The organism is Christiangramia sp., from assembly GCF_029937855.1.
Taxonomy (GTDB): domain Bacteria; phylum Bacteroidota; class Bacteroidia; order Flavobacteriales; family Flavobacteriaceae; genus Christiangramia.
On record NZ_JAPYPC010000003.1, the window covers coordinates 82,432 to 100,792 of the forward strand.

Genomic DNA, 18,361 nt, shown 5'->3' on the forward strand with positions numbered 1-18,361 from the left:
GCGGATGTGGTTTTCATTAGTTCGAACCTTCATCCAATTTATAATTTACCAGCTTGCTTTCTTAACTCCTGGGATAAGACCCTGATTAGCCATTTCTCTAAACATTACACGAGAAAGACCAAATTGTCTCATATAGCCTTTAGGTCTACCTGTTAATTTACATCTGTTATGTAAACGAACCGGAGAAGAGTTCTTTGGTAATTTCTGAAGGCCTTCCCAATCACCAGCTTCTTTTAAAGCGGCTCTTTTTTCAGCATACTTCTTTACCAATTTCTGTCTTTTTACCTCACGGGCTTTCATTGATTCTTTAGCCATAATTAGTTCTTTTTAAAAGGTAATCCTAATTCAGTTAACAATGCTTTTGCTTCCTTATCGGTTTCAGCAGTCGTAACAAAAGTGATATCCATACCAGCAATTCTGTTTACTGCATCAATATCGATCTCAGGAAAAATGATCTGCTCAGTGATCCCCAAGTTATAATTACCTCTACCATCAAATCCATTAGATTTGATACCGTTGAAATCACGTACACGTGGTAATGCACTAGTGATTAGTCTGTCTAAGAATTCATACATTCTATATCCACGTAAAGTAACTTTAGCACCAATTGGCATTCCTTTACGAAGTTTAAACGATGCAACATCCTTCTTTGAAATAGTAGAAACAGCCTTTTGACCACTAATAGCGGTAAGTTCGTCTACAGCATGATCGATAAGTTTCTTATCTGCCACTGCTCCACCAACTCCACGGCTAATTACTATTTTTGTAAGTTTTGGCACCTCCATAATATTGGAGTAGCTGAATTCTTCCTTAAGAGCATTTTTCACTCTCTCGTTATATTCCTGTCTAAGTCTTGGTACGTATGCCATAACTAAATTACTTCATTAGATTTTTTGGAAAATCTCACCTTCTTACCATCTTCTTCTCTATAACCAACCCTTGTGGTTTCACCATTCTTATCGATTAGTGAAAGATTAGAAATATGGATAGGAGCTTCTTTCTCCTTAATTCCACCTTGTGGATTAGAAGCACTTGGCTTCTCATGCTTAGAGATCATATTAACCCCTTCCACAATGGCTTTATTCTTTTCAATAAGTACCTTCTGCACTTTACCTTCCTGACCTTTATGGTCTCCGGCAATTACACGAACGGTATCTCCTGATTTTATTTTAAGCTTTGTCATTTTCTTAATGTATTAAAGCACCTCTGGTGCCAATGATACAATTTTCATGAATTGCTTATCACGAAGTTCACGGGCTACAGGTCCAAATACACGGGTTCCGCGCATTTCTCCCTGAGGACCTAACAACACACAAGCGTTATCATCAAAACGAATGTAAGATCCGTCTGGTCTACGAACTTCTTTCCTGGTACGAACAACAACTGCTGTTGAAACTGCACCCTTCTTGATATTTCCGTTAGGTGTAGCTTCTTTTACACTGACAACTATTTTGTCTCCAACAGATGCGTATCTTTTCTTTGTACCTCCTAATACACGGATAGCTAAAACTTCTTTAGCTCCGGTATTATCTGCTACTTTTAGTCTGGACTCTTGTTGTACCATGGTTTATTTAGCTCTTTCAATTATTTCTACTAGTCTCCAAGTCTTGGATTTACTTAAAGGTCGTGTTTCCATGATCTTTACAGTATCACCTTCGTTGCAGTCGTTATTTTCGTCGTGTGCTACGTATTTTTTCGTTTTCAAAACGAATTTTCCATACATAGGATGTTTTACTTTTTTCACTTCAGAAACCACAATGGATTTCTGCATTTTGTTACTTGTAACAACTCCTACACGCTCTTTTCTTAAGTTTCTTTTTTCCATCTTTCAGCAGAATAACAATTATTGTTGTTCTCTTTTAGTTAACTCTGTAGCTAGTCTCGCCACATCTCTTCTTACAGTTCTTAACTGTATTGGATTTTCTAAAGGCGAAACAGCATGAGCCATTTTTAAATCTGAATAAGCTTTTCGAGATTTACCAAGCTCTTCTTGCAATTCTGCAACAGACAATTCTTTTACTTCTGATTGTTTCATAATTCCAATATTATTCTTGATAATCTCTAGCTACAACAAATTTTGTTCTTACAGGAAGTTTCTGTGCTGCAAGACGCAATGCCTCTTTAGCCGTTGCCATTGGTACACCACCAATTTCAAACATGATTCTTCCCGGCTTTACTACAGCTGCCCAATATTCTACGGCACCTTTACCTTTACCCATACGTACTTCAAGAGGTTTCTTTGTAATAGGCTTGTCTGGGAAAATTTTGATCCAGATAGAACCTTCTCTCTTCATATAACGGGTAGCGGCGATACGCGCTGCTTCTATTTGACGTGCAGTAACAAAGCTGGAATCCATAGATTTGATTCCAAAAGTACCGTTAGAAAGTCTATGTCCTCTTTGAGACAAGCCCTTCATTCGGCCTTTTTGTTGCTTACGGTATTTTGTTCTTTTAGGTTGTAACATTTTTTCTTTCCTTTAAAAAATTACTTTCTACGACGTGATTTATTTCCACCTCGTCCGGCACCGGATTTTTTACCCTGGTTCTTTGCAAGACCCACAAGAGGCGAAAGCTCTCTTTTTCCGTATACCTCACCTTTCATGATCCATACTTTAACACCCAATCTACCATAGGTAGTATGTGCTTCAACTAAAGCATAGTCAATATCAGCCCTAAAAGTAGACAATGGAATTCTACCATCCTTGTATGATTCTGAACGTGCCATCTCAGCACCGTTTAGACGTCCGGAGATCTCAATTTTGATTCCTTCAGCGTTCATCCTCATTGCAGCCGCGATAGCCATTTTAATTGCACGACGGTAAGAGATACGATTCTCAATTTGTCTGGCAACACTTGCACCCACCAGGTGAGCATCAAGTTCTGGCCTCTTAATCTCAAAGATGTTGATTTGAACTTCCTTGTCGGTAATCTTTTTAAGCTCTTCCTTAAGCTTGTCTACCTCCTGACCGCCTTTCCCGATAATGATACCAGGTCTTGCAGTGGTGATAGTAACGGTTACAAGCTTAAGCGTGCGCTCGATGATTACACGCGATACACTCGCTTTTGAAAGACGAGCATGGATATACTTTCTAATCTTATCGTCTTCGGCTAACTTATCGCCGTAGTCATTACCTCCGTACCAGTTGGATTCCCAACCTCTGATGATACCAAGGCGATTCCCGATTGGATTTGTTTTTTGTCCCATACTATCTCTTAGCTTTGTGTATTATTGTTTGCTCCAAGCACTAATGTAACGTGGTTGGATCTTTTTCTAATTCGGTGTGCACGACCCTGTGGAGCTGGACGAAGTCTTTTTAACATACTTCCTCCGTCTACACGAATCTCTTTCACAAATAATTCAGCTTCTTCAAGATTTGCATCTTCATTTTTAGCCTGCCAGTTAGCAATTGCTGAAAGCAATAACTTCTCCAGTCTAATAGAAGATTCCTTCTTACTGAATTTTAGAATATGAAGCGCTTTTTCTACTTTTTCACCTCTTACTAAATCCGCCATAAGACGCATTTTTCTAGGCGAAGTAGGGCAGTTATTTAACTTTGCAAAAGCTACCTGTTTCTTGGCTTCTTTTATTTGCTCTGCTCTTTCTCTTTTACGAACTCCCATAGCTTCAATTATTTTCTACCTTTATTTTTTGCACCAGCGTGTCCTCTGAAGGAACGTGTTGGTGAAAATTCTCCTAGTTTATGACCTACCATATTTTCAGTTACATATACAGGAACAAATTGTTTTCCGTTATGTACTGCGATGGTTTGTCCTACGAAATCTGGAGTAATCATAGAAGCTCTAGACCAGGTTTTGATCACGGCTTTCTTTCCTGACTCAACATTTTGAGCCACTTTTTGTTCCAGTTTGTAATGAACGAAAGGTCCTTTTTTTAATGAACGTGCCATATCTTATTTTTTCTTTCTAGTCTTTCTACGTTCTACAATATATCTATTACTCGCTTTTGTTCTTGAGCGGGTCTTGAATCCTTTAGCAGGAAGACCTTTTCTAGAACGTGGGTGACCACCTGAAGCTCTACCTTCACCACCACCCATTGGGTGATCTACAGGGTTCATCGCTACTGGTCTTGTTCTTGGACGTATACCCAACCATCTGCTTCTACCGGCTTTACCACCGACCATTAACTGATGATCACTGTTAGAAACAGCTCCTATTGTTGCCATACACAAAGCAAGAACCCTACGAATCTCACCTGAAGGCAATTTAATAGTAGCATACTTCCCTTCCCTTGCCAATAATTGAGCAAAAGCACCAGCACTACGTGCCATTACAGCACCCTGTCCAGGTCTAAGCTCTATACAGGAAATAACAGTACCAAGAGGAATGTTTGCCAACGGCATTGCATTCCCAATTTCAGGAGTTCCAGCATCATTACTAGAAGTAACATTCTGCCCTACCTGAAGCCCGTTTTGAGCAATAATATACCTTTTCTCACCATCCTGATAATTCAATAATGCGATAAAGGCCGTTCTGTTTGGATCGTATTCTATACTAGCGACAGTTGCAGGAATTCCCTGCTTGTCACGTTTAAAATCGATAATTCGGTAACGTTTTTTATGACCACCACCTTTGTAGCGCATGGTCATCTTACCCTGACTGTTTCTACCACCTGATTTTTTTATCGGCGCCAATAGGCTTTTCTCCGGCTTATCAGTAGTAATGGCGTCATACCCATTAACTACTCTAAAACGCTGACCAGGTGTAATTGGTTTTAATTTTCTAACTGACATTCTTTAATCTTAAAGATTACTATATAAATCAATAGTTTCACCTTCCGCCACCTGTACTACTGCTTTTTTATAAGCATTAGTTTTACCAGTGATCATACCAGATTTTGTGAATTTGGTATTACGATCTGGACGGACATTCATAGTTCGAACTTTAGTAACAGACACGCCATAAGCAGATTCGATCGCGTCTTTGATCTGAATCTTATTTGCCTTGTTACTTACCACAAAAGTGAAGCGATTGTTCATCTCGCTATCTGCGGTAGCTTTTTCTGTAATAACAGGTTTTATCAAGATGCTCATAACGGTTTATTAACTTAATTTCGACTCAATTCCTTCTAAAGAACCTTCTAAAAAGACAATGTTTTTCGCATTAAGTATTTTATAAGTACTTAATTCTGAACTACTTATCACTTCAGAGGTTTTTAAATTGCGCGACGACAAATATACATTTTTATTTGAGTCACCCAACACTATTAGAGATTTCTTACTTTCAACACCCAGAGCCTTAAGAACTTCGATGAAGTTTTTGGTCTTTGGAGTATCAAATGAAAAATCTTCCACTACCATAATTGCCTTATCATTTGCTTTGATAGAAAGCGCAGATTTTCTTGCAAGACGCTTAAGGTTTTTGTTTAATTTAAAACCGTAATTTCTTGGTCTTGGCCCAAAAACACGTCCACCACCTTTAAAGATGGGAGACTTGATACTACCTGCTCTTGCAGTACCAGTACCTTTTTGTTTTTTGATCTTACGAGTAGAACCCGCAATTTCTGCTCTTTCTTTAGCTTTATGAGTTCCCTGACGCTGGTTAGCCAAGTATTGTTTAACATCTAGATAAACAGCATGGTCATTAGGCTCTATAGCGAAAACAGCATCAGAAAGCTTTGCTTTTCTGCCTGTTTCTTTTCCTTTTATATCTAAAACTGCTATTTCCATTACTTACTAATGATTACGTATGAGTTTTTAGATCCTGGCACACATCCTTTTACTACTAAAAGATTCTTGTCTGCTACTACCTTTAAAACTCTCAGGTTTTCAACTTTAACTCTCTCGCCACCCATTCTACCGGCCATCTTCATTCCTTTGAAAACTCTCGCAGGATAAGACGCTGCACCAATAGAACCAGGAGCTCTTAATCTGTTGTGCTGACCGTGAGTGGCCTGTCCAACTCCTCCAAACCCGTGTCTCTTAACAACACCCTGGAAACCTTTACCTTTAGATGTACCTGCGATATCCACAAATTCACCTTCCTTGAAATGCTCCACGGTAACAGAGTCACCTAATTTGTAATCTTCATTATAACCCTGGAATTCAACGACTTTACGTTTTGCAACGGTTCCTGCTTTTTTAGCATGCCCTTCAGCAGCTTTACTTACAGTCTTTTTGTCATCGAAACCAAGTTGAAGTGCTTCATACCCGTCAACCTCTTTGGTTCTGACTTGGGTAACCACGCATGGTCCAGCCTGTATCACGGTACATGGGATATTTTTCCCATTCTCGTCGAAGATGCTGGTCATGCCGATCTTTTTTCCTATTAACCCAGACATATTTAATTAATTATTAATTGTTTACTTATTTAAAAACTAAGGGCTGAAAAACACATTCAGCCCTGAATTGTATTTTTCACCGTTTTTCCTTTGCGAAACGCGCCGGACATGTAACCGCGTACCGAAGTACGTGGAACTGTTTTATCACACCTTGATCTCTACTTCTACCCCACTTGGCAATTCAAGCTTCATCAACGCATCGATCGTTTTTGAAGAAGAGCTATAGATATCAAGCAATCTCTTATAAGAGCTTAACTCGAACTGCTCTCTGGATTTCTTGTTCACGTGAGGTGAACGAAGAACAGTAAAGATTTTTTTGTTTGTTGGTAACGGAATTGGACCGGTAACAACAGCTCCCGTAGTCTTTACGGTTTTTACGATTTTTTCAGCAGACTTGTCTACCAGGTTATGATCGTAAGATTTTAGTTTTATTCTGATTTTTTGACTCATTTCCTTAAGATTATTCGTTTGCTGCTCCTTTAGCTGCTTTGATCACTTCTTCAGAAATATTAGAAGGAGTTTCAGCGTAATGAGAGAATTCCATAGTTGAAGTTGCTCTACCAGATGAAAGTGTTCTTAATGTAGTTACATAACCGAACATTTCAGAAAGTGGCACTTCAGCTTTGATTACTTTCGCTCCAGATCTGTCTGACATATTGTTTACCTGACCTCTTCTTCTATTAAGGTCACCAACGATATCACCCATATTTTCTTCCGGAGTAACAACTTCTACCTTCATGATTGGCTCAAGGATAACAGCTCCTGCTTTTTTAGCAGCATCTTTATATCCCATTTTAGCAGCCAATTCAAAAGAAAGCTGATCTGAATCCACAGGGTGGAAAGATCCATCCTTTAATTCAACCTTTAAGCTGTCCATTGTAAATCCTGCAAGAGGACCATTCTTCATAGCTTCTTTGAAACCTTTCTCTACAGATGGAACAAATTCCTTAGGAATACGTCCACCTTTTATAGAGTCTATAAACTGAAGACCAGTTCCTTCAAAGTCTTCATCTACAGGCCCCATTTCAAAGATAATATCAGCAAACTTACCACGACCACCAGACTGTTTCTTATAAACTTCTCTATGATCTGCATTTCTTGTAATAGTTTCCTTGTACTCTACCTGAGGCTCACCAACATTCACTTCAACTTTAAACTCACGCTTCATACGATCAATAATGATCTCAAGGTGAAGCTCACCCATACCAGAAATAATAGTCTGACCTGAGTTCTCATCAGTTTTAACCGTAAAAGTAGGATCTTCTTCAGCTAACTTACCAAGAGCCATTCCCATTTTCTCAACATCTGCCTTAGTTTTCGGCTCTACTGCAATACCGATTACCGGTGCAGGGAAAGACATAGATTCTAATACGATTGGACTCTTAAGATCTGTAAGAGTATCTCCAGTCTTAATGTCTTTAAAACCTACAGCAGCTCCAATATCTCCAGCTTCAATGCTATCAATAGGCTCTTGCTTATTAGAATGCATTTGGTAAATCCTTGAGATACGCTCTTTTTTACCAGAACGAACGTTTAAAACGTAAGAACCAGCATCAAGAGTACCTGAATAAGCACGGAAGAATGCCAAACGACCTACGAAAGGATCGGTAGCAATTTTAAACGCAAGCGCAGCAAATGGAGAATCCACATTTGGCTTACGGCTTTCTTCTTCACCAGTTTCAGGGTTAGTTCCAACGATAGCCTCAACATCTACTGGAGATGGAAGGTAACGCATCACAGCGTCTAGCATCGCCTGAACACCTTTATTTTTAAATGCAGAACCACACATCATAGGGATGATAGACATATCTATGGTTGCAGCTCTTAAAGCAGCGATGATCTCATCTTCAGTAATAGAACTTTCGTCCTCGAAGAATTTCTCCATCAATGCCTCATCATATTCCGCAACAGCTTCTACAAGCTCTGCTCTATATTTGTTTACATCAGCTTCTAATTCAGCAGGAATATCAATAGTATCATAGGTCATCCCATGATCTTCGTCATTCCAGATAATCGCTTTCTTAGAAATAAGATCAACCACACCTTTAAAGTCGATTTCATCACCGATTGGCACCTGAAGAGGCACCGGATTACCACCAAGCATTTCTTTTACCTGGCGACATACATTAAAGAAATCTGCCCCCTGACGGTCCATTTTGTTAACGAACCCTAAACGTGGAACCCTATATTTATCAGCCTGTCTCCAAACAGTTTCAGACTGAGGCTCTACCCCGTCTACTGCAGAAAACAATGCCACCACACCATCAAGCACACGTAATGAGCGCTCTACCTCTACGGTAAAATCAACGTGACCTGGAGTGTCTATAATATTAACTGTAAATTCCTGATCGCGGTACATCCACTTACAGTGTGTAGCTGCAGAAGTAATCGTAATACCACGTTCCTGCTCTTGCTCCATCCAGTCCATAGTGGCAGCACCATCATGAACTTCACCAATTTTATGACTTATACCTGTATAATAAAGGATACGCTCAGTAGTTGTAGTTTTACCCGCATCAATATGAGCTGCAATTCCGATATTTCTAGTAAATTTTAAATCTCTTTGTGCCATGTTGTTTTAGAATCTAAAGTGAGAGAATGCTTTGTTAGCTTCAGCCATCTTATGAGTATCTACTCTTTTCTTAACAGCAGCTCCTTCTTCTTTCGCAGCAGCAAGAACTTCAGCGGCCAATTTAGCAGCCATAGATTTCTCATTTCTCTTACGCGCGAAGCTAATTAACCACTTCATAGCAGTAGACACCTTACGGTCTGGTCTTATCTGCATTGGGATTTGAAAAGTTGCACCTCCAACACGTCTACTCCTCACTTCTACGTGAGGCATTACGTTAGAAAGAGCATCTTTCCATATTTCTAATCCAGATTTCTCTTCGTCTTGTTTCTTTTCTTCTACAATTGCAATAGCATCATAGAAAATTTTAAAGGCAACCGATTTCTTACCATCCCACATCATCATGTTCACAAAACGTGTAACAAGCTGATCATTAAATTTTGGATCTGGTAAAAGAGGTCGTTTTTTCGCCTGTCTTTTTCTCATTTCTTTACATTAAAAGTTTTTAATTACTTCTTAGGGCGTTTAGCTCCGTATTTAGATCTACGCTGAGTTCTACCTTCAACACCGGCAGTATCTAGCGCACCACGTACAATGTGATATCTAACACCAGGCAAATCTTTTACCCTTCCACCTCTAACCAATACTATCGAGTGCTCTTGTAGATTGTGTCCTTCTCCCGGAATGTAGGCATTCACCTCTTTTCCGTTAGTCAACCTTACCCTGGCAACTTTTCTCATAGCCGAGTTTGGTTTCTTAGGAGTTGTTGTGTACACACGTGTACAAACACCTCTCCTTTGAGGGCACGAATCCAAAGCAGCCGATTTACTCTTCTTGGTTATTTTGGCTCTTCCTTTTCGTACTAATTGTGAAATTGTTGGCATAATTTCCTATACACTAATTATTAATAAAATTTACTCCCTGTTTTTTTAGGGTCTGCAAAGGTAGAAATAAAAAAAGATAATTCAAATAATATCCCATTTATTTAATTTAGAATTCTTTAAAAGCCTTCATTTATAATAAATAATAAAATTGAGACTTAACATTCATTTCAAAAAGAAATTTATAAGCAGAACCTTACCACCACTCAACAACCACTTGTTCCCTTTTTACTACAAATGTTAAAATGACATCGGTTTATCTTGTTTTATTAACTTTTAATTAGCATTTTTGACGAGATTAATTCAAATTATGTTAAAATGAAAGTTAAATTACGTAGTATTTTAACGCTTATATTGGCGTTGGTTGTGCAAATTAGTTTTGCCCAACAAAAAACTATCACCGGAACGGTATCAGGCGAAGACGGTCTTCCTCTGCCCGGTGTAAATGTGCTTAAAAAAGGTACATCTACCGGAACACAAACCGACTTTGATGGTAATTACTCTATTGAAGCTGCAGAAGGAGATATTCTTGTCTTTTCATTCTTAGGAATGGAGTCTCAGGAATATACTGTTGGCTCTGTGAATATTGTAGATGTAACCATGACTACCGATGCTGCATCCCTGGATGAAGTTGTGGTAGTGGCTTACGGAACCTCCAGCCTCGAAGCTTTTACAGGTTCTGCCAGCGTTATTGGCTCTGAAGAGCTCGCTTCGCGAAATGTTACTTCACCTATTGCAGCAATAGAAGGTAAAGCAACGGGTGTTCAATTCACCTCACCGACTGGACCAGGTGAATCACCGGGAATAGTAATACGAGGTGTAGGAACGTTAAACGGAGACACTGATCCTTTATATATAGTAGACGGGATGCAATTTGAAGGGAGTTTAAGTTCCATTAACCAGGAAGATATTGCTTCTTTTACAATCCTTAAAGATGCAGCATCAACTTCTTTATACGGTTCAAGAGCTGCTAATGGTGTTGTGATCATTACAACAAAATCAGGATCTAAAGGGGAAATTAAAATGAGTGTTTCAGCTCAATCTGGCTTAGTTAGTAATGGTATTCCACGATACGACCAGGTTTCGCCAGGAGAGTATTATGAAGTAATGTGGGAAGCTCTTAAAAATTCCAGTGCAGGTAACGGTGATCCTGAATTTGCCAGTGCCAATATTTACAATCAATTAGGATATAACCCTTTTAATGTTCCTAATGATGAAATTGTAGGCGTTAACGGTCAATTAAACCCAAATGCAGAGGTTATTTACCAGAGCTTAGATTGGTTTGATGAACTTCAGCAAACGGGATTGAGAACAAATTATAATATGAATGTTTCTGCCGGTGGTGAAGATCACACCGTATTTTTCTCTGCATCATATTTAGACGAAGAGAGCTATGTAGTCACATCTGGTTTTGATCGTTTGACTGCAAGATTAAATGGGGAATTTGATGTAAGTGACAAAATCACAATTGGAGGTAGCGCAAATATTACCATTTCTGAAGCAGTTGGACCTAGTTCTGCAGGAACAGGAAGTATTGTAAATCCTTTTAGTTTCGCTCAGGGTATTGGTTCTATTTATCCAGTATTCGTAAATGATTTACAAGGAAATATTGTGACAGATGATTTTGGTAATCCGGTTTTTGACAACGGTGAAGGCTTCTCTGAATTTAATATTGGATCACGCCCAATTAACCAGGGTCGTCACGCACTTCAGGAATTACTATTAAATAATGAAAGAGATAGAGATAACACCTATGGCTTTAGATTTTTTGGAGAGCTTGAAGTGTTTGAAGGTCTAAATTTCAGAATGAACTACGGTAGAGATATCAATGAACTTTTTGAAAGAGAATATGAAAATGCTATTATCGGGGATGCCCAGCCAGACGGAAGACTTAGTGAGGATCGTGCTCGAAGAGAAGTAGAAAACTTCAATCAGCTCCTTACTTATTCAAACAGCTTCGGCAACCACAACCTAGACTTTACAGCCGGGCATGAAAGTTTTGAAAGATCTTTTTCAAATCTTTCAGGTTTAGCTACCGTTCAGGCAGCGAATGGAATCTTTGAATTTGCAAACTTCTCGAACATTGTAGATTTAGATGGCGCCACTTTCGATAAGGCTATTGAAGGTTATTTCTTTAGAGCTAATTATAATTTTGATAATAAATACTACTTAAGTGGTTCAGTAAGACGTGATGGATCATCTGTCTTTAATGCTGATAAACGATGGGGAACTTTTTATTCTGTGGGCGGATCCTGGAGAATAGATCAGGAAAACTTTATGAATGAAGTTTCTTTTATCGATAAATTCAAGCTGAGAGCTTCTTACGGAGAAGTAGGTAATGATGATCTTTTAGATAGCTATTTATCTCAGGCTAGATTTTCCATTACTTCAAATGCCGCAAGACCCGCAATATTATTTACAGATATTGGAAATACAAACTTACAATGGGAAACAATTGAAAGCTTTGATATTGCGCTTGAATTTGGATTATTCAATAACTTCTTAGATGGTTCAATTGAATATTACAAGAAAAATTCAAGCGACCTTCTTTACAATTTACCAATTGCCCTAAGTAACGGTCTAAATGAAGTACCTGTTAATCTTGGAGATATGTACAATTCGGGCTGGGAATTTGCTGTAACCGGTCACTTGATGAACAGGAATGACTTTTTCTGGGACCTAACGTTACAGGCTTCCACATTTAAAAATGAAATCACCTCTTTACCTGATCCATTCATTAACGGATCCAAAAGATGGGCTGAAGGAAGGTCAAGATTTGACTTCTTCCTATTAAGAACAGCTGGAGTAGATCCAGAGAATGGTGACCAATTATTCTTTGTATACGAGCAGGATGAAAATGGAGAAAGCGTACCTGTTAGAAATGCCGACGGCAGCATTCAGACTACTAACAACTGGCAGGAAACTGAAAGAGCTTATACGGGAGATTCTTCCATTCCAGATCTTCTCGGCTCTGTAGCAAATAGCTTCAGATATAAAGGATTTAATTTAGATTTCCTGATTACTTATGGTATTGGCGGTAGTGTTCTTGACAATGCTTACGCTGGTTTAATGCACAGTGGCTCTTACGGTAGCTCTCTTCATCCTGACATTCTGAATGCGTGGAGACAACCCGGCGACATCACAGATGTACCAAGACTGGAAAATGGTAATCCTAATTTAGTTCGTACGCAATCAGACAGATTTATAACCGATGCTTCCTTCTGGTCACTAAAAAACGTTAATTTAGGATACAATTTTGATGATAACACAACAGAAGCTCTTGGTTTGGATGATCTTAGAATTTCGATCACAGGCGAAAATTTATATATTAACAGTGAAAGAAAAGGATTAGATCCGCAATACAATTTAGCGGGAACAGCGCCTGGAGATGATTTCTCTCCAGCAAGAATAATTTCGCTAGGCCTAAACCTATCCTTCTAATAATAAAAAAATTATACTATGTCATATAAAATAAAATACCTCTTATTGATATTTCTTTCGATATCAATAACCTCGTGCGAGGAGGAATTTCTAGAAAGAAGACCCACAGATGCTATTTCGGCAGCAGATGCCCTGGCAAATGAAGATAATATGCAACTCATATTAGATGGGATACATCGTGGCCTGTATTCCCAGTCCCAAACTGTATTCCCAGGTGGAAATACTGCAAGAGCCAATAACCATTATTGGGTGCCTCTAGGTGATAATTTGACTGGTGACCTGATTCATTCTGCAAATGCAAACAATTTATCCTGGCGTTCTGCAATGCAATGGAATGAACACACCCAACCAACTTCCCTAACAACGGAACTTTTATGGTACCACCGTTACAATATCATTCTACATGCAAATTTGCTTATAAATGAGATTGAAAGCGGATCTTTAACAGAAACAGCGAGACTTAGACATATCTTAGGTCAGGCATACGCCTATAGAGCGTATGCATACTTATCATTAGTGCAGCACTATGGAAGAGGCTATTTAATCGGTGACCCGGCTTCTGACCCTGGGGTTCCAATTTTATTCTCATCAGAAACTCCATTTACCAGTCAGCCACGATCCACTGTACAGGAAGTTTATAACCAGATTGGGTCAGATTTAGAGGCTGCGCTTAGCGCATTTGAAGGTAGTGAGGGTCCGTCAGTGGGTGGTCCAGCTGCAAAGGCACAGTTAAGTGTTGATGTTGCTCAGGGCCTTAAGGCTCGTTGGGCACTTTCTAAAGGAGATTGGGCTACAGCAGCAGAAGCCGCTGCGAAAGCAAGAGAAGGCTATGCATTATTAGGTGAAGATGAATGGAAATCAGGCTTCAATTCTAATGAACTTTCAGAAGTAATATGGGGAAGCAATGTGATTGCTGCCGAGACCACCTTTTTCAGATCTTATTTCTACCTGGCCAGCAATACATTTAATGGAAGCCAGATTAGAAATAATCCGAAGATAGCAGACCGCAGAATGGTTGACGCTATACCAGAAACAGACTATAGAAAAGATGTCTTTTTACCAGATGCACCAAATTCAAATACTTCTGCAGCGAATGGCAACGGTGGATGGGAGAACAACACCAACCCCTTATACACCACAGAAGAAGAGTTTGATGCAGCTATAGCTGAAATAAAAAGCACCTATGGCTTAGTATCAGGACATAATACCCATCCTTACATGCATTTTAAATTAAAGCAGGCAAATCCTGGATCAATAGATCCCGATGATGTTATATATATGAGAGCTTCAGAAATGTATTTGATTGAAGCGGAAGCAAAATTAATGATGGGAGATCTCGCAGGGGCTAAAGAAGCATTAAAGCCATTAGCAGAAGCAAGAGATGAAGAATGGAGTGCAGATGAATTCAATTCAGAAGAATCTTTCTTTGAACACCTAAAATTTCAATGGAGATTAGAAATGTATGCTGAAGGCTTCGGTTATACTAACCATATTAGATGGGATGAGGGCATAGACCACGCTGCGAACGGAGGTTCCGGAGCATCTGAAGTTCTTTACCAGGGAGCATTTCAAATGGATAAGCCTTCTGTAAATGATGACTGGATTTTTAAAATCCCACAGGCAGAAATAAATGCCAACCCAAACTTAGGACCGTCTGATCAAAATTAGACTTGCTGATTTTTGATTCAAAAAAAGTCTCCAACTTCCCCAAGTTGGAGACTTTTTTATTTTAGCATTTTTATTGAATTTTTCAAAAAGATCGATTTACAACTTCACAGAATGAAATATAAACCTTAATTCCAAAGAATATCCACAATAATTTAACACTAAAATAATGGTATAATAAAGATTAACTCCACTTAAACATTTAGAAGTGTACGCTTGTTTAATCAAGCATTTATTAGCAAATTTGGCGTCGGCTAATTCAAACAAATTTAAAAATGAAAACAAAATTTAGTAGTATTTTAACGCTATTACTGGCGTTTGTGGTGCAAATAACCTTTGCACAAGGACAAACGATTACCGGTACGGTGACCGATGAAAATGGTCTGCCACTACCCGGTGTCAATGTTCTAATTAAAGGAACTTCTAGTGGTACCCAAACAAATTTCGATGGTGTTTATTCCATTGAGGCCGCAAAGGGAGATGTATTGGTATTCTCTTTCGTGGGACTAGAAACGTCAGAAGTAACTGTAGCAAACAGCAACACTATAGATGTTGTAATGAAAGCTGATGCAGCGACTCTTGATGAAGTAGTTGTGACAGCGCTTGGTATCTCTCGTGAAAAAAAATCCCTTGGGTATGCTACCCAGGAAGTATCGGGAGAAGAAGTTAATACTGCCAAAGAAGGTAACTTTGTAAATTCTCTTTCTGGTAAAATCTCCGGTTTAGATGTTAAAAAGAGTTCTTCTCTTGGTGGTTCTTCTAACGTAGTAATTCGTGGTTATTCTTCTATTACTGGAAACAACCAGGCGTTATTTGTAATTGATGGAGTGCCGGTTAACAACTCTACTTTTAACACTGGATCGCAATCTGGTGGGGGCGGTGGATATGATTACGGTAATGCCGCTTCAGACATTAACCCTGATGACATTAAAAGTGTAAATGTACTAAAAGGTGCAGCAGCAACCGCTCTGTACGGTTCACGTGCAGCAAATGGTGCTATTATAATTACTACAAAAGATGGCTCTAAAACAAAGGGTATTGGAGTAACAATCAATACAACTGTGAATGTAGGTAATTATGATCCAGACACTTTTGCTAAATATCAGAAAGAATACGGGCAGGGGTACGGTCCTTATTACGGATCAGGCCCTGGAAATGGCTTTCTTTCTGGAGATATCAATGGCGATGGAAATGCAGACCTTGTAGTTCCTACTACAGAAGATGCTTCTTATGGTAGTGCTTTTGATCCAAACCTTATGGTTTATGGATGGGAGTCTTTCTACCCGGAATTAGATACTTATCAGCAGGCTTCACCCTGGACTGCTGGTGCTAACGATCCATCTTATATTTTTCAAACTTCTTATACCGATATTGAAAACGTAGCACTATCTGTGGGAGGCGAAAGCGGATCTTCGAGACTTAGTTATACAAGATTTAACCAGACAGGTATCATGCCTAATTCTGAGATCAATAGAAATACATTTGATTTCTCTGGTACTTTAAATCTTACAGATAAGTTAACTGCTACTGCTAAAGCCATCTACACAAAAACTGATGGACTTGGTCGTTATGGTACTGGTTACGACGCTGAAAACCTGATGACAAACTTCCGCCAATGGTGGGCTGTAAATGTAGACCTTGCAGCTCAAGAAAGAGCTTACGAGCAAACTGGAAGAAACATCACCTGGAATCCATTTGGTGCTGATAATACAAATCCAATCTATTGGGACAACCCCTATTTTACACGTTTCGAAAACTACAACAATGACACAAGAAACAGATTGTTTGGTTACGCGACTTTAGGTTATGAATTCACAGATTGGTTTGATATCCAAACCCGCGTCTCTGTAGATACCTACGATCAAATTCGTGAAGAAAGAAACAATGTAGGTAGTGTTGATCTTTCTAGATATTATAGAAACAACATTAACTTTACTGAATTTAACTATGATTTGTTCTTGAACTTTGATGAGGATTTTGGTGATTTTGGTGTGAATAGTACTTTAGGTGCTAACTATCGTCAGACTAAATTAAACTCAATCACAGCTTCAACCAATGGGGGCCTAACTTTAGAAGGCCTTTATACCTTAAGCAACTCTGTTTCCCCTATCCAATTCCCAACGGAATCTGAACAGGATATAAGAGTATTAGGTCTATTTGGAACTGCTAGTATTGATTATGATAACACATTCTTCATTGAAGGATCTTTAAGAAGAGATACATTCTCTACTCTTCCTGATGGCGACAACTCTTTTAACTATCCTGCGATTTCGACAAGCATTATCTTCTCGAATTTATTTGATAGTACAGCTTTAACCTACGGTAAGATCCGTGCAGGTTATGGTGAAGTAGGTAACGGTGCAAACGCATACCAATTACAAAATACCTTTAATGCAATTACCGGATTCGGTGGTACAGCATTATACTCTAACCCGGCGAGTTCTAAAAATCCTAATCTTACTGAAGAACGTACAAATGAATTAGAAATTGGTCTTGAAACGAGCTGGTTTAGTGGTCGTTTTGGTTTTGATGCCTCTATCTACAAAAAAGAGACTGAAAACCAGATTATTCCGGTAACTATTTCTCCTGCCGCTGGATTTACAAGTAGTGTTGTAAATTCTGGTGTTGTAGAGCAGAAAGGTCTCGAATTGAATGTTTTTGGTTCTCCAATTAGAACTGATAATTTCGAATGGAAAATCAACGGTAATTTCGCAACTTATGAAAGTGAAGTAACCAAGTTATTCCAGGATTCTCAAAACTTACTTGTAAACTCTTTCTTTGGAGTTACATTAAACGCCGCCCTTGGAGAGCCCTACGGTGTAATAAAAGGTACAGATTACCAGTATGTAAACGGTGAAAGACTGGTACTTGAAAATGGCCTTTATGCCAAGACTGCTAATAGAGATAATATTATTGGAGATATTAACCCAGATTTTAAAGCAGGTATCCAAAACGTATTCTCTTATAAAAACTGGGACTTTAGTTTCCTTATTGACATTCAGGAAGGTGGAAGTATTTTCACTGGTGACCTTTACTTTGGTATGGCTACTGGACTTTACCCTGAAACTGCCGGTCTTAACGAGTTAGGTAACCCTAAGAGAAATCCTGTTACAGACGGACCAGATAGTGGTGGTATCATTCTTGATGGTGTGCAGGCAGATGGTTCTGTGAACGATGTTAGAGCAGATATGTCTACATATGCTAACCCACTTGGTAGATATGGTAATGCACCAGATGCACAGTTCGTTTACGATGCATCTTACGTAAAATTAAGAGAGGCGACTCTTTCTTATTCTTTACCCTCTAAAGCTATAGATAACCTGCCTTTTACAGCAGTTAAGCTTACTGCAACGGGGAGGAACCTTTGGATAATAGATAAAGATCTTCCTTATGCAGATCCAGAAGATTCCTTTGGTGCTGGTAATGTGCAAGGTTTCCAAATTGGTGCATACCCTGCTGTAAAAGAATACGGATTAAACGTTCAATTACAATTCTAAAACAAAACAG

21 protein-coding genes are annotated in these 18,361 nt (G+C 38.9%); 3 read left to right on the plus strand and 18 right to left on the minus strand.

The features are described 5' to 3' along the window. Nucleotides 1-45: 45 nt before the first annotated feature. The 18 genes from rpsN to rpsL all read right to left on the minus strand — a co-directional run bounded on the left by rpsN (nucleotide 46) and on the right by rpsL (nucleotide 9,751). The gene (rpsN, locus tag Q1K34_RS02640) at nucleotides 46-315 is read right to left on the minus strand and encodes a 30S ribosomal protein S14 (protein WP_026933553.1); all 270 of its coding nucleotides are present in this window, start codon (nucleotides 313-315) and stop codon (nucleotides 46-48) included. Nucleotides 316-317: 2 nt separating this feature from the next. Continuing rightward, nucleotides 318-869, minus strand: a complete 552-nt coding sequence (gene rplE, locus Q1K34_RS02645; RefSeq protein WP_143410988.1) for a 50S ribosomal protein L5 — start codon at nucleotides 867-869, stop codon at nucleotides 318-320. A gap of 2 nt (nucleotides 870-871) precedes the next feature. Beyond that, nucleotides 872-1,183: a 50S ribosomal protein L24 gene (gene rplX / locus Q1K34_RS02650; RefSeq protein WP_026933551.1), complete on the minus strand. Its 312-nt coding sequence runs from the start codon at nucleotides 1,181-1,183 to the stop codon at nucleotides 872-874. A gap of 12 nt (nucleotides 1,184-1,195) precedes the next feature. Further along, on the minus strand, nucleotides 1,196-1,564 hold the full coding sequence (gene rplN / locus Q1K34_RS02655; RefSeq protein ID WP_026933550.1) for a 50S ribosomal protein L14: 369 nt from the start codon (nucleotides 1,562-1,564) through the stop codon (nucleotides 1,196-1,198). Between the two features lie 3 nt (nucleotides 1,565-1,567). Beyond that, a complete protein-coding gene (rpsQ, locus tag Q1K34_RS02660) occupies nucleotides 1,568-1,825 on the minus strand; it encodes a 30S ribosomal protein S17 (RefSeq protein WP_011710687.1) in 258 nt (85 codons plus the stop codon). An 18-nt stretch (nucleotides 1,826-1,843) separates the two neighbouring features. Beyond that, the gene (gene rpmC / locus Q1K34_RS02665; protein WP_011710688.1) at nucleotides 1,844-2,035 is read right to left on the minus strand and encodes a 50S ribosomal protein L29; all 192 of its coding nucleotides are present in this window, start codon (nucleotides 2,033-2,035) and stop codon (nucleotides 1,844-1,846) included. 10 nt (nucleotides 2,036-2,045) lie between these two features. Next, the gene (rplP, locus tag Q1K34_RS02670; protein WP_108172303.1) at nucleotides 2,046-2,465 is read right to left on the minus strand and encodes a 50S ribosomal protein L16; all 420 of its coding nucleotides are present in this window, start codon (nucleotides 2,463-2,465) and stop codon (nucleotides 2,046-2,048) included. A 20-nt stretch (nucleotides 2,466-2,485) separates the two neighbouring features. Further along, nucleotides 2,486-3,205 carry a 30S ribosomal protein S3 gene (rpsC, locus tag Q1K34_RS02675; RefSeq protein WP_011710690.1) on the minus strand — a complete coding sequence of 240 codons (720 nt, stop codon included), beginning with the start codon at nucleotides 3,203-3,205 and terminating at the stop codon, nucleotides 2,486-2,488. A gap of 8 nt (nucleotides 3,206-3,213) precedes the next feature. Further along, the gene (rplV, locus tag Q1K34_RS02680; RefSeq protein WP_300434116.1) at nucleotides 3,214-3,621 is read right to left on the minus strand and encodes a 50S ribosomal protein L22; all 408 of its coding nucleotides are present in this window, start codon (nucleotides 3,619-3,621) and stop codon (nucleotides 3,214-3,216) included. 8 nt (nucleotides 3,622-3,629) lie between these two features. Beyond that, entirely contained in the window at nucleotides 3,630-3,908 is a 279-nt protein-coding gene (gene rpsS / locus Q1K34_RS02685; RefSeq protein ID WP_011710692.1) for a 30S ribosomal protein S19, read from the minus strand. Nucleotides 3,909-3,911: 3 nt separating this feature from the next. Then, a complete protein-coding gene (gene rplB, locus Q1K34_RS02690; RefSeq protein ID WP_300434117.1) occupies nucleotides 3,912-4,751 on the minus strand; it encodes a 50S ribosomal protein L2 in 840 nt (279 codons plus the stop codon). 9 nt (nucleotides 4,752-4,760) lie between these two features. Beyond that, nucleotides 4,761-5,051 (minus strand): 50S ribosomal protein L23, encoded by a 291-nt coding sequence (rplW, locus tag Q1K34_RS02695; RefSeq protein ID WP_300434119.1) that lies wholly within the window; start codon nucleotides 5,049-5,051, stop codon nucleotides 4,761-4,763. Between the two features lie 9 nt (nucleotides 5,052-5,060). Further along, on the minus strand, nucleotides 5,061-5,687 hold the full coding sequence (gene rplD / locus Q1K34_RS02700; RefSeq protein WP_300434121.1) for a 50S ribosomal protein L4: 627 nt from the start codon (nucleotides 5,685-5,687) through the stop codon (nucleotides 5,061-5,063). Next, the gene (rplC, locus tag Q1K34_RS02705) at nucleotides 5,687-6,298 is read right to left on the minus strand and encodes a 50S ribosomal protein L3 (RefSeq protein WP_300434123.1); all 612 of its coding nucleotides are present in this window, start codon (nucleotides 6,296-6,298) and stop codon (nucleotides 5,687-5,689) included. Before rplC ends, rplD begins: the two co-directional genes overlap by 1 nt. A gap of 144 nt (nucleotides 6,299-6,442) precedes the next feature. Beyond that, nucleotides 6,443-6,748, minus strand: coding sequence for a 30S ribosomal protein S10 (rpsJ, locus tag Q1K34_RS02710; protein ID WP_010519396.1), 306 nt, complete (start codon nucleotides 6,746-6,748; stop codon nucleotides 6,443-6,445). Between the two features lie 10 nt (nucleotides 6,749-6,758). Beyond that, nucleotides 6,759-8,870 (minus strand): elongation factor G, encoded by a 2,112-nt coding sequence (gene fusA, locus Q1K34_RS02715; RefSeq protein ID WP_300434126.1) that lies wholly within the window; start codon nucleotides 8,868-8,870, stop codon nucleotides 6,759-6,761. A 6-nt stretch (nucleotides 8,871-8,876) separates the two neighbouring features. After that, the gene (gene rpsG / locus Q1K34_RS02720; RefSeq protein WP_108172297.1) at nucleotides 8,877-9,353 is read right to left on the minus strand and encodes a 30S ribosomal protein S7; all 477 of its coding nucleotides are present in this window, start codon (nucleotides 9,351-9,353) and stop codon (nucleotides 8,877-8,879) included. A gap of 23 nt (nucleotides 9,354-9,376) precedes the next feature. After that, nucleotides 9,377-9,751 (minus strand): 30S ribosomal protein S12, encoded by a 375-nt coding sequence (rpsL, locus tag Q1K34_RS02725; RefSeq protein WP_010230128.1) that lies wholly within the window; start codon nucleotides 9,749-9,751, stop codon nucleotides 9,377-9,379. A gap of 315 nt (nucleotides 9,752-10,066) precedes the next feature. On the opposite strand from rpsL, the gene Q1K34_RS02730 reads away from it, so the two are divergent. The 3 genes from Q1K34_RS02730 (at nucleotide 10,067) to Q1K34_RS02740 (ending at nucleotide 18,351) form a co-directional block, all read left to right on the plus strand. After that, nucleotides 10,067-13,189 (plus strand): SusC/RagA family TonB-linked outer membrane protein, encoded by a 3,123-nt coding sequence (locus tag Q1K34_RS02730; protein ID WP_300434129.1) that lies wholly within the window; start codon nucleotides 10,067-10,069, stop codon nucleotides 13,187-13,189. Nucleotides 13,190-13,207: 18 nt separating this feature from the next. Continuing rightward, nucleotides 13,208-14,857 carry a RagB/SusD family nutrient uptake outer membrane protein gene (locus Q1K34_RS02735; RefSeq protein WP_300434131.1) on the plus strand — a complete coding sequence of 550 codons (1,650 nt, stop codon included), beginning with the start codon at nucleotides 13,208-13,210 and terminating at the stop codon, nucleotides 14,855-14,857. 272 nt (nucleotides 14,858-15,129) lie between these two features. Continuing rightward, a complete protein-coding gene (locus tag Q1K34_RS02740; protein WP_300434133.1) occupies nucleotides 15,130-18,351 on the plus strand; it encodes a SusC/RagA family TonB-linked outer membrane protein in 3,222 nt (1,073 codons plus the stop codon). The last annotated feature ends 10 nt before the right edge of the window (nucleotides 18,352-18,361 follow it).

Bases quoted from the DNA above. Each gene is read 5' to 3' on its own strand.
- rpsN (WP_026933553.1), bottom strand. From the start codon at position 315: ATGGCTAAAGAATCAATGAAAGCCCGTGAGGTAAAAAGACAGAAATTG.
- rplE (WP_143410988.1), bottom strand. From the start codon at position 869: ATGGCATACGTACCAAGACTTAGACAGGAATATAACGAGAGAGTGAAA.
- rplX (WP_026933551.1), bottom strand. From the start codon at position 1,183: ATGACAAAGCTTAAAATAAAATCAGGAGATACCGTTCGTGTAATTGCC.
- rplN (WP_026933550.1), bottom strand. From the start codon at position 1,564: ATGGTACAACAAGAGTCCAGACTAAAAGTAGCAGATAATACCGGAGCT.
- rpsQ (WP_011710687.1), bottom strand. From the start codon at position 1,825: ATGGAAAAAAGAAACTTAAGAAAAGAGCGTGTAGGAGTTGTTACAAGT.
- rpmC (WP_011710688.1), bottom strand. From the start codon at position 2,035: ATGAAACAATCAGAAGTAAAAGAATTGTCTGTTGCAGAATTGCAAGAA.
- rplP (WP_108172303.1), bottom strand. From the start codon at position 2,465: ATGTTACAACCTAAAAGAACAAAATACCGTAAGCAACAAAAAGGCCGA.
- rpsC (WP_011710690.1), bottom strand. From the start codon at position 3,205: ATGGGACAAAAAACAAATCCAATCGGGAATCGCCTTGGTATCATCAGA.
- rplV (WP_300434116.1), bottom strand. From the start codon at position 3,621: ATGGGAGTTCGTAAAAGAGAAAGAGCAGAGCAAATAAAAGAAGCCAAG.
- rpsS (WP_011710692.1), bottom strand. From the start codon at position 3,908: ATGGCACGTTCATTAAAAAAAGGACCTTTCGTTCATTACAAACTGGAA.
- rplB (WP_300434117.1), bottom strand. From the start codon at position 4,751: ATGTCAGTTAGAAAATTAAAACCAATTACACCTGGTCAGCGTTTTAGA.
- rplW (WP_300434119.1), bottom strand. From the start codon at position 5,051: ATGAGCATCTTGATAAAACCTGTTATTACAGAAAAAGCTACCGCAGAT.
- rplD (WP_300434121.1), bottom strand. From the start codon at position 5,687: ATGGAAATAGCAGTTTTAGATATAAAAGGAAAAGAAACAGGCAGAAAA.
- rplC (WP_300434123.1), bottom strand. From the start codon at position 6,298: ATGTCTGGGTTAATAGGAAAAAAGATCGGCATGACCAGCATCTTCGAC.
- rpsJ (WP_010519396.1), bottom strand. From the start codon at position 6,748: ATGAGTCAAAAAATCAGAATAAAACTAAAATCTTACGATCATAACCTG.
- fusA (WP_300434126.1), bottom strand. From the start codon at position 8,870: ATGGCACAAAGAGATTTAAAATTTACTAGAAATATCGGAATTGCAGCT.
- rpsG (WP_108172297.1), bottom strand. From the start codon at position 9,353: ATGAGAAAAAGACAGGCGAAAAAACGACCTCTTTTACCAGATCCAAAA.
- rpsL (WP_010230128.1), bottom strand. From the start codon at position 9,751: ATGCCAACAATTTCACAATTAGTACGAAAAGGAAGAGCCAAAATAACC.
- Q1K34_RS02730 (WP_300434129.1), top strand. From the start codon at position 10,067: ATGAAAGTTAAATTACGTAGTATTTTAACGCTTATATTGGCGTTGGTT.
- Q1K34_RS02735 (WP_300434131.1), top strand. From the start codon at position 13,208: ATGTCATATAAAATAAAATACCTCTTATTGATATTTCTTTCGATATCA.
- Q1K34_RS02740 (WP_300434133.1), top strand. From the start codon at position 15,130: ATGAAAACAAAATTTAGTAGTATTTTAACGCTATTACTGGCGTTTGTG.